This window comes from Paenibacillus pinihumi DSM 23905 = JCM 16419 (assembly GCF_000422505.1).
Taxonomy (GTDB): Bacteria; Bacillota; Bacilli; order Paenibacillales; family Paenibacillaceae; genus Paenibacillus_D; species Paenibacillus_D pinihumi.
The window spans coordinates 362,483-374,145 of record NZ_KE383865.1; the positions used below are offsets into that span (position 1 = coordinate 362,483).

Sequence of the window (11,663 nt, forward strand, 5' to 3'; positions counted from 1 at the left end):
CGTATTGATCGTCGTACTCGATAAGCTAACTGCCAGTATGCGAGGTAATTCAATTAATATTGTCCCCGTAAAGGATAAGACTGCCTCATTGGAACTCTAGTGCAACACTCGTATGATAAGATAAGTCCACAATATAGAGATTGTGTTCGGTAAATAATTACAGGGTTAAAGAAGTAGTGAGATTACGTTATTTGCACGTACGCTTATCGCTCTTTGAATCCTGTTATTTTTTTGAACGCATGAAAACGCTAACATTGAGTCGGTTGTGGACGGATGCGCTTTTACATGATTGGACATATGGAATCGTAGAGGTGATGCGGCGGCGAGCAAAAAAGCGGGAATGTGTTGTCAGGCCACACATGAGGGGTTCATTTTAACCCCACTTCTGCCTTCCATTCCATTGGAGCCTAAAAATAATAGATATGGAGGAAATTTTAAAATGATAAAAAGACGGTTATTAGCATTATTACTTGTAACGTCGATGCTATTTACTTTGGCTTCTCCGCCTATGACAGTCAGCGCGGCATGGGGAGATGCCGTAAATCTTTTGACCGTAAATGCGGGTGCAGACGGCAATACGGCGACATTCGCTGATACGCCGGACGGACAGAAAGCGTGGAGTTTAAACACCGGAACCTCAAAGGGCGGCGGTCCCTGGGATAACCTCTTCACGCCGAGCGTAGCGCCTCTAAAAGATGTATCCGCTTACAAAGACGGCTACTTCGTTTTTGAGATGTATATTCCTAATGCGGGCTTTAAAAATATGCAAGGCAATAACTGGCTCGTCATCGTAAGCGACAGTAATCCCGCTGAGGACAAGTTTAACAGCGATTCCCGTCTCCAACTTGATTTGAGCGGGGTCACAAATGCAGCCGCAGGCACATGGGCGACGGTCTATACGAAGCTGTCTACGTCAAGTGCCGTAGCCGGAAATTTCAATGACGCCTGGCTGGACAAAGTAACCAGACTGGCCATGCATCTGCAATGGGATACGAGTGTCCCCGGCACCGACGTTTTCATCAAAAACCCGCGTTTCCAAAAAAGTACGTTGGGCGCTCCGGTTTCACCGTCAACGGCTCCCGTACTTGATGCAGCAACAAAAATCGTAACTGCGAACGCACCGGCTAGCGGGCAAGCTGTGGAATTCGCAATAAGCGAAGATGGTACCGCCCCCGCATCCGGTTGGGTGGATGGAAGTAAAAACGGTAATGTTTATACGTATCAATTTGCCACATTACCTTCAGCAGACATCTACTATGTATTCGCGCGTGCGAAAGCAGACGGCAATTACAATTTCATTGGTGCGTCTACAAGAACGACTGTAACGTCTATTGACGAACAAATATTGGTCAATGATGCGGCGGCGTCTCTGACATGGGATACGATTAAAGGCAGTAATGCTTCGAATAACGATGTGAAATCGCCACTCAGTCTTCCGACAGCAATAGGAACAACTAACGTGGCATGGTCTTCGGACAATGCGGCAATAAGCAACACCGGAAGCGTAAATCGTTTATTGAACAGAGAAGCAGACAAAACCGTAGTACTCACGGCGACAATAACCAAAGGGAATGCAAGTGCTACGCGGACTTTTACTGTGACGGTGAAAGCTGTGCCGGCGGCAGTAAATGCCCGGGCCGCGACGTATTTTCCCAATATAGAAGAGGGGACGAATAACGCTGTTGCACCGGACGGAAATAACGCGGTTAAGTTGGGTCCCGGCAAAATAGGCGCAGGTGCTGAACGGCTTTGGGATGCCCGCTTTATTAGTAGCAGCGGCAATCAGGATTTGTTAGGTTTCGCGAATCAATATTTTGTGTTTGATATGTATGTTACGCATGCGGACCTTTTAAAGTTAAGTGGCAATAACTGGATCGCCATAGCATCTGGCGGTAATAATATTGATACGAATTCTCGTCTTCACCTTAATGTTAACGAAATCAAAAATGGAAAGGTGAATGAATGGATTACGGTTTATACGCAATTATCAGCAGCAAATTCTCCGAACGGTTTCAATCCCGTTCATTTGGACACGGTACAGGGAGCGAGATTGCAAATGCAATGGTCATCTGTGCCCCAAGGCGACATCTATATCAAGAACCCGCGTTTCCAGAATAGCGTGGATTCGCCGAAACCTGTTCCCTCATCTGTTGAAACTGCCGGCAGCGTTACGTTATCGTCAGCAGCGCCGGCAAACGGCCAGACTGTGCAGTTCGCCATAAACACCACCGGTAACGCTCCTGCAGACAGTGATTGGAAGACGGGTACTTTGAACACAGGCGTTTATACTGCCGCATTTACAAAACCGGCAGGAAGCACCTATTATACATTCGCACGCACGGCTCAAAATACGCAATATCCTTTCGCAGGAACACATACAAGAGTTAAAGTGGAGCATCTTGACGATAATCAGGCTATAGCAGACGCGAAAACGAAGCTGACATGGGACACGATCAGAAATTCGAATGCTATTGAATCCGAAGTAAAGACGGCGCTCACTCTTCCGGCAACGGGAGCGAATGGTACGGCTATCGCATGGTCGGCTGCGCCAGCAGGTATTATAAATACCGCAACCGGCAGTGTAACCCGCGACCCTGGCGAAGATAAAGCCGTAACCCTTACGGCGACAATAACCAAAGGCAATGCTACACCTGTTAACAAAACTTTTAATTTGACAGTAGCCAGCACGAATAACGAACTTGCTGAAGTGTTCATTGACTTCAACAACCCTGGATCATTTCATACAGTGAATGCAATTGGAAGCGGATTAGGCGACGGTGGAGATCCGTTGGGACCTTTTCCGGGACTTCAAGGCAACGGCATAGGCATCAGCCTCACCGGAGATGGCGGCAGCGCAGTGGATGTAGTCACTCAAAGCGGTGCAGGCGCTGTGAAGGTTGGCAACTTTATGTACGTGATTGTAGACGCCCTTAAACTCAAGCAGGCCAACAAGGTTGAATTGGCGGTCACATACTGGAGACCGAGCGCAGCGGAAGGTATTTCGTTGCAGTATAACACCATATATCCCGGCAATTTCTCCGGGTTTGAAGCGTATAGATCAGCGAGCATTCCGGCAACAGGAAGCGGAAACTCTTGGGTAACTTCAAAAGTTGTGCTTAACGGAGCCAATTTTGCGATAGGAGCACAAAATCAAGGCGCACACTTCCGTATCGGCACAGCCGGAGCAATCATTCAGAGCATACGAGTAACCGTAATTCCGCCAACGGATGAAGAAGCGGTAAAACTTGTATCGGACGCGCTGACATGGGACGCTATCAAGGGCACGAATACGAGACAGGATCTGGTTGAAACAAATTTGACGCTTGCCAAGGCAGGTTCGGCGGGTACGAACATTGTGTGGACATCTACCCATAACACGGTAATAAACAGCAACACCGGCGCAGTAAATCGTCAAGGAGCCAATACGGCTGTAACCCTCACGGCGACAGTAAGCAAAGGTACGGCAACACCGGTTGTTAAAACATTCAATATAGTCGTTCGCGGAACAGGTTCCGGAACCGACGAGGATGCGGTAAACAACACGTTGAACAAACTGACATGGGATTCAATCAAAGGCGTGAATCGTTCTGAGGCTGACGGCGGCATGAATAATGTGACGACGAACTTGGTTCTTCCGTCAATGGGTGAGCATATGACGGATATTACATGGACGACATCTGCTGCTGCCCACATAACCGCTGCAGGCGTGATACCGGCAAACCGTCCGGACAGCGGCGCTGATGTAACGCTCACGGCGACAGTAAAAAGAGGTCCGGCAGCCGCTCCTGTAACCAAGACTAAAACATTTGTGTTGAAAGTTCCGGCTAGATATGATTACGCAAAACACATGAGAACGGCAATCGCTCAGGAACACGACGCGAAAGATTGGGCGATCTCAGACTTTAACGTACTCGCTTTCGGTGCGAAAACAGTATCGACGGCAGACGCGGAAGGCTTAGTTAATTTCGATAACAGAGAGGCTTTCCAGGCGGCGATTGACGCGGCTTATAATGACGGCGGCGGTGTCGTATATATTCCTGCGGGAACCTATGCGTTCTATACGGAAACTACCGGCACAGTAAGCGTTAAAAGCACGACCGGCAATACAACCTACGAATATAAACAAGTATTAAATTTGCGGGCAGGCGTACAGCTTCGCGGCGAATGGGATAATCCGGATGCGGATGAATACGACGGTAAAATCGACGGAACCATTCTCGCCGTATATGCCGGACATAATAGCTCCAATTATGACACGTATGTTGATTCTGACGAGAGAGAAAATCAGACAGGCGGCAAAAAAGTGGCTAACGTGTCCGACAGATTTATAGACATGGAACAAGGCACAGGTGTATCGAACCTTTCCGTATGGTATCCGAATCAGGATATTAATGCTGAAACCGTTGTTGAAAAGAGGGGGGAAGACGGTCAGAAGACAGGGGAATTTGAGACAATTAATGGAATTCCGTATCCGTGGACGTTCTTCCAGAGAAGCGGAAACAGCGCGACGCTTGATAACGTTACCCTCGTAAACGCCTGGGGCGGATTCATTTCCCTGCCGAGCGAAATGCATTATGTTGTGAACAGCAATATGACGGCTCTCTATAAGGGCATCGTCGTTCACACCTGTACAGACATCGGGCGTATCGAGAACGTTAACATCGACCCGAAATACTGGGCGAATTCAGGACTTGACGACGCACCGGCCCTTTCGGAGGTAAAAGCGTATACTAGAGCGAACGCTACCGGATTCATGATGCACCGTTCTGACTGGGAGTATGTTGCAGGTCTGTACGTTTCGGGGTATAAAACGGGGATGTGGATCGGAAGAGAACCTGGCGGCGACGAAGCTCCGAACGCACAGTTCTATGGATTGAAAATAGAAGATTCTGAAACAGGCATATATGTCGACAACGTTAACGGTTTCGGTCTGCTGTTCTCGGGTTCGGAATTCGGAGGCGACACGGCCGTATATTTCAACGAACGTTTCAACACTTCTGTTCAATTCAACGGCGTTAAATTCGCGGGCCCGATTGTAAGCAACGCCAGAGGCGGAGTGATATCATTCGAGGATTGCACGTTCGACCAATATGACAATTTCGCACTGAACTTTCTGGGCCGGGGCAACGCATTAGTCAGCCAGAGCAACTTCAAGCAGGCAGACAAACATGTAACTCTCGGAGCCAACTTCGGAACGTTTAAATCGGTAAATTCCGGTTATAACCTGAACATCGAGAGCGCCAATCTTGCCGCTCACATCGATAACCTTAAACTTGACGTTAAGGGTGGCGGCACGAACACCACTGTGCAGGTCGTTAATGACGTGGACTATCTGTTTGAACCGATTCCGAAAGACGTAAAAACAGATATTGACGTACATCCGAGACCGGCATCAAACGCTGTGCTCAGACTTGACTTCCCGCGCTCGCTAACAGGCAACGCACCGACCGTCGATATATCTGCAAAATTGCAGGAAGCTCTTGACTATATTAAAGCCAATCACGGCGGCGGAACGATCTATTTACCGGGTGGAAGATATAGACTGAATAGTCCTGTCATCGTTCCCGAAGGTGTTGAGCTCAGAGGAACATGGGACGTACAGCACCATACACAAGGCGGCGGTACGGCGATATTTACAGCTTACACCGGCGGCGCTCAGGGAGAAAACGGAAGTTCTCTCATACAGCTTAAAGCAAACGCAGGTCTTAGAGGACTTACCATTACGCAAGCGAATATAACCAGCGTCAACCTCGACAACCCCAACCAAACGCTAAAAACTCCGTTTTTGGTACAGGGGCAAGGTGCAGGCGTATATGCAATCAACTTAACGATCCCGATAGGGGACAAAGGAATAGATCTGGCTTCCTATAAGACCGATGGCCACTATGTAGATTATTTAGGCGGTACGCTCTTGAGAGCAGGCATCTGGGTCGGAGGAGGCGCGGAAGGCGGATTTATCAGAAATATGCAATTCAATCCGCATTACGCTTTGAGACTTCCGGGAGGTCAAGGATATACGGCACCTAGCGGAGATTTGTACGGATTCGTACAAAGATACAGCAGTGCGCTCAAATTCTCCGATGTGGAAGACCAGACGATTTTCAACAATTTCGTTTTCGGTTCGGTATACGGCATACATTTCCTGAAAAGAGACTTGGGGAACGGCCAATTCGCATATCCCGGAAAAATGACGATGATCGGTCACGGCTCGGACGGATGCGCGTACGCTTTGTATGTGGAAGACGCGGACGAACACACCAAAATAATCGCGATCAACTCGGAATTGGTGAATACGAACATCGCGACGGAGCCGGACAGAGCGTATGTTAAAATGGGCGATACAGCTAATACCGCAAAAATCCATCCCGACGCTGAACTTGTCCTGTACAACAGCGCGTTCTGGGGAAGCCCGAGTGTAGCAGGAGCGGTCGTATATAACGGTAACGTTCGTTTCCAGCAAGCAAACTTCACTCAGCTGCCAGGAAACAATCCGGGTATAGACGTTCAAGGCGGAAAAGCGCATGTATATTCCTCTTACTTCCAGCCGACGAAGAACGGTCAGAATAATAATGTGTATGCCATGCTGCGCGAGGGCGGCACATCAATTGAACTTAGCAACAATTATTACGCATCCGGTTTGAGAAACAGCACCCCGGCGAGCAATCCGTACGGAATTTACGGCTCGGATTTATTGGCAGAACCATTTGTATTTAACCTGACCAAAAACGGAGATAAACAACAATTCAGCGTCAAGTATAATGTGGGAGGCAGAACCTCAACACCCGGGACGTTGAAAATGGTTTCCCCGGCAGCTTATGCTAAAGATCTCACTCCCATCAAAGTTAACGCGCTTGCGGCAGGCCAATCCGTAACCGTAGATTTACCGTATTACGTTGCAGGCCTGGTCACATTCGAGCTTCAGCTCGAAGACGGAAAAGCATACACCTATACGGCAAAATTTGACACGGCATATGCTGAAAAGGCAAGCTCTGCCGGCACGGAAAATCCGGCAAAGAATGCTGCAACTCCGGCATATGTAATGGATACCAAAGATTATGTAACTTCGGGAACGTGGGATGGTCCGCAAGACCTCAGCGCAGAATCTCGTTTCGCATGGGATGACAGCAATTTATATGCGTACATTGTCGTTACAGACGACGTGCACTACAATAGTCAGACCGGGGGAAATATATGGAGAGAGGATAATTTGCAGTTAGGCATTGATTTACGCAATCCTGCAACCAACAGTACGACGCGGAATGAATTGGGATTCGCGCTCACCAATAACAACCAAGTTATAAAGTGGGCATGGACCCGTCCTACAGGGGCCAATGCGCCGACTGCTCCGATTACGGATATAGCGGCAGACATTACGAGAGATGAAAATACGAAAAAGACCATTTACAATTTAAAAATTCCGTTTAATACCGTTCTTAATAATCCTGCATCGGAGCTCGCGAACGGAAGAATCGGCATCTCAATCATGCTTAATGAATCTGACGGTCCGCAGGAATCTGACGGCAGCAGGACCACATTTGAAGTTGAAAGTGGACAATTAAAAAATTCAAGTTTATTTACAGATTTATATCTGTTAAGCGCAGGCAAATATAATGAAATGCTTGAAGCATCGGCAAGGGCTGCCGTTACAAAGGCTCTCGCGTCTGAATCAGCTGCCGATATCGCTATGGGTCGCAACTTTATCACGATTATGGCAGACGGCGAAGTGAAGACGGACCTTCTGAACCAAATCAAAGCTATCGATAAGGAAAGCGAAATTAGCCCAACTTCTGCCCAATTCGATCTGAACCCTGGCAAGCAGCAAGCAGCTGTAATCAAGCTGGAGCTTAAAGGGAATACACTGACAGCCATTAAGAACGGCAGTACTCTGCTTCAGGCTGGAACAGATTATGTTGTAAACAGCGATCAGATCACGATTACGAAGGCTTACTTGGCGAAATTACAAAAAGGTACTGCACAGCTAACGTTTGAGTTTAGCGCAGGCCAGCCGCAGGTGCTGACGATTCAAGTCGTTAATACAACGCCAGCGCCTGGCAACAACGGCGGCGTTAATGGCGGCAATAACGGTGGCACTAACGGTGGTAACAACAGCGGTAATAACGGCGGCAGCAACGGCGGCAATAACGGTGGCAGCAACGGAGGTAACAATAGCGGTAACAACGTCGGAAATCAAGAGAACCAGATTGAATTGAAGGATATTGCCGGACACTGGGCAGAAACTGCAATTCGCAAGGCAGCGGCAAAAGGCTTGGTGAATGGCTATAATGATCATACCTTCAAGCCGAATGCGGCGGTAACCCGTGCGGAATTTGCAGTGATGTTAACCCGCGCATCGACTGTAAAAGGCGATGGAAAACAGCATGTCTTTAAAGATGAAGCTGACATTGCTTCATGGGCAAAAGAAGCGCTTGAGCAGGCAGTAGGAGCGGGAGTTTTAAGCGGCTATAAGGATGGGACGCTGCGTCCAAATAGCGGTGTGACGCGCGCTGAGCTTGCGGTTATGATTGCTCGTGCTTTCAAGCTGGAAGATCAAAAGGACAAAGCAGCAACCTTCACTGACCACGATAAACTGCCAGAATGGGCAAAGGGAGCAATTGGCGCAGTAGCCGCAAAAGGGATTATGCAGGGCAAGGGCAAGGATGGCGGCAAGTTTGACTTCAATGCAGTGGCAACCAGAGCGGAAGTCACGACAATTCTGCTCCGTGTTTTGGAGTTGAATGAGAAATAAGCAGGGCTATATATCAGTCAGCAGAAATGTAGCTTAGAGTCTTAATCAGGAAGGATGTCAGCGGCGATAAGCCAAGGCTGGCATCCTTTTTATTAGCTTTTGAATGGTTAGTCATTGACGCGCCATTGCAATGGGCGCGTACTTGTCCTAAACACTTAGTCACCGCAAAACGCGGCGAATAAGTTTTTTTATTGTGAATTATGTTTAAATTTAGAAATTTAATTGTTTAATGCATTCATTGTTTCATGGTAGACTTTGTGTCGGATGGAGAGGAATCTCCGGATTTTCTCTTATTTGCTTTGACTTTATTGAAAACGATCCAGGCCAATTCTGAATATATAGTTATCTAAAGTGTTTTTGCTGTGTCAAAATGATAAGTCATCACCGTCAATACTTCAGAAATGTTTGTGGACTCTCTAATTGAACTCTAGTTCTTCTATGGAATGGAGTTGAGCGGATTCTATGTCATGGTTTTTTTCTCAATGGTTCCTGTTCATGAATGGGGAGTGAAACAGGTGCAGGTGGGAGAGTGATTCGTTTAAATATCAATTTTCAACATTAAATGCTCCTTAATGAACAATTTTCTTTCGAGTATGAAAAGCTCTTTAAATTGTACTCTACCATGCTCTATTGAGCTAAACAATGTAAACCAAAAACAACAACGAATGTTATCTTCAATTGGTGGTGTATCCTGGGAATGACTTTATAATGGATTATGAAAGGTGTGAGAAATATGATTGGCATGAATTTGAGGCAATTGAGAAAAAACCACAAGTATACACAAGAAGATATTGCCGAAAAGATAGGCGTTTCCAGGCAGGCGGTTGCGAAATGGGAAAATGGGGAGACGGTTCCGGATATCAATAATTGTACCGCTCTGGCAGAGTTATATGGCGTGATGCTGGATGATCTGGTGCATCATTCCGATGATAAGGAACAGATGGGCGTCCGACCGAAAGGGAAGCACATTTTTGGCCTGGTTAAGGTTGGAGAGCGCGGACAAATCGTTATTCCCAAAAAAGCCAGAGAAATTTTCAGCATCAGTCCCGGGGACAAATTGCTGCTGCTGGGCGACGAAGCGGAGGGAATTGCGATTGTCAAAAACGAGGTGCTCATGCAATTTGCACAGGATATATTTCAGACGCAGGAGTGCGGGGAGGAAGATGAATGATTGCGATCCAAATCAGGAGCTTAACAAAGAAATTTCAAGGCAAAACGGTTGTGGACGCTCTCAACCTTACGATACAAAAAGGCGAGCTTTTTTCATTGCTCGGGGTGAACGGGGCAGGCAAAACAACTACGATCAGGATGCTGACATGTCTTAGCAATCCTACCAGCGGTGATGCAACCCTGCTTGGCAACAGTATCGTATCGAATCCCTGCGCAGTCAAAGAAAAGATCAATGTCTCTCCACAGGAAACTGCTGTTGCACGCAACTTGACGGTCAAAGAGAACCTTGAGTTCATTGCCCGGATTTACGGGCTGAATAAGCAAGCTGTAGAGCAGAAAGTTGAGGAGATGCTGACAACTTTTCGTCTTAAGGAAGCAGCTGGCGCTAAAGCAAAGACTTTATCCGGCGGCATGCAAAGGCGGCTCAGTATTGCAATGGCTCTGATCTCTGAACCGCAAATTCTATTTTTGGATGAACCTACATTAGGGCTGGACGTACTCGCAAGACGGGAGCTGTGGAAGGCTATCGAGAGATTAAAAGGGCAAATTACAATTATTTTAACAACCCATTATATGGAGGAGGCAGAATCGCTTTCTGACCGGATCGGCGTTATGGCAGATGGAACTTTAAAAGCAATTGGATCAGCGGCAGAATTAATGGCACAAAAGAACGCCGGAACATTGGAAGAGGCATTTGTTTTACTGGCTGCAGAAGGGGAGGCTGGGTGATGAAATCCATGGCATTTGCCGAACGGACCCGCAAAGAGATTGTTCGAGATCCGCTGAATATCGTATTTGGCTTAGGCTTTCCATTGGTTCTTTTATTCCTGCTAACCGCATTGCAGGCGAACATTCCGGCTGAAATATTTGTCATCGATCATCTTGCTCCGGGAATAGCAGTATTTGGTCTTTCTTTTATTTCGCTATTCTCCGGGATGCTGATCTCCAAAGATAGAAGCACCTCATTTTTGACGAGATTGTTCACAGCGCCCCTATCTGCTTCAAATTACATTCTGGGATATACATTGCCGCTCATATTCATGGCGTTTTTGCAAATCTTAATCTGTTTTCTGGCCGCACTCTTCTTGGGATTGCCGCTTAATTTGAATATGATTTTCGCTATTCTTGCGCTCACGCCTACAATTATTCTATTTATAGGGATCGGGCTGCTATCGGGGAGCGTACTTAATGATAAGCAGGTAGGCGGCATCTGTGGTGCAATATTGACGAATGTAAGCGCATGGTTAAGCGGCATCTGGTTTGATTTGAATCTGATCGGCGGCTGGTTTAAGGAAATTGCTTATATCCTCCCTTTTGCTCATGCTGTAGAAGCGGGCAGATCCGCCATTGCCGGAAATTATGCTTCGGTCCTCTCTCATCTGTGGTGGGTAATCGGATATGCAGTTGGTATTATGGTGTTGGCCATTTACATGTTTAGAAAGAAAATGAGTGGTGATGCTGCTTGATATAGTTAAGAAGAAGATCAGAAAATGATAGATAATCATATAATCCAAAAAAATTTTATCGTAATTACCGGAGGCCCTGGTTGTGGTAAAACAACGTTGTTGAATGAACTTCAGAAAAATGGCTATAACTATGTTCCGGAAGTGGCAAGAAAAATCATTCAAACACAAGTTTCTTCCGGAGGTGATGCCTTGCCTTGGAAAAATACAACAAATATCGTGATCTCATGCTGGACCAATCCATAGAAAGTTATAATTCAAGCATGACGAACATTCCGTTAAAG

At 46.9% G+C, this 11,663-nt stretch carries 5 protein-coding genes; all 5 read left to right on the forward strand.

Features of this window, described 5'->3' with window-relative positions; genetic code table 11:
• Positions 1 to 439 precede the first annotated feature (439 nt).
• The 5 genes from H583_RS35570 to H583_RS0121960 all read left to right on the forward strand — a co-directional run bounded on the left by H583_RS35570 (position 440) and on the right by H583_RS0121960 (position 11,625).
• Positions 440 to 8,746: an immunoglobulin-like domain-containing protein gene (locus tag H583_RS35570; protein ID WP_051236830.1), complete on the forward strand. Its 8,307-nt coding sequence runs from the start codon at positions 440 to 442 to the stop codon at positions 8,744 to 8,746.
• A gap of 733 nt (positions 8,747 to 9,479) precedes the next feature.
• The gene (locus tag H583_RS0121945) at positions 9,480 to 9,917 is read left to right on the forward strand and encodes a helix-turn-helix domain-containing protein (protein WP_036710466.1); all 438 of its coding nucleotides are present in this window, start codon (positions 9,480 to 9,482) and stop codon (positions 9,915 to 9,917) included.
• Positions 9,914 to 10,645, forward strand: a complete 732-nt coding sequence (locus H583_RS0121950) for an ABC transporter ATP-binding protein (RefSeq protein WP_028562345.1) — start codon at positions 9,914 to 9,916, stop codon at positions 10,643 to 10,645. The genes H583_RS0121945 and H583_RS0121950 overlap by 4 nt, the downstream gene beginning before the upstream one ends.
• On the forward strand, positions 10,645 to 11,382 hold the full coding sequence (locus tag H583_RS0121955) for an ABC transporter permease (RefSeq protein ID WP_028562346.1): 738 nt from the start codon (positions 10,645 to 10,647) through the stop codon (positions 11,380 to 11,382). Before H583_RS0121950 ends, H583_RS0121955 begins: the two co-directional genes overlap by 1 nt.
• Before the next feature lie 24 nt (positions 11,383 to 11,406).
• Entirely contained in the window at positions 11,407 to 11,625 is a 219-nt protein-coding gene (locus H583_RS0121960; protein WP_028562347.1) for an ATP/GTP-binding protein, read from the forward strand.
• The last annotated feature ends 38 nt before the right edge of the window (positions 11,626 to 11,663 follow it).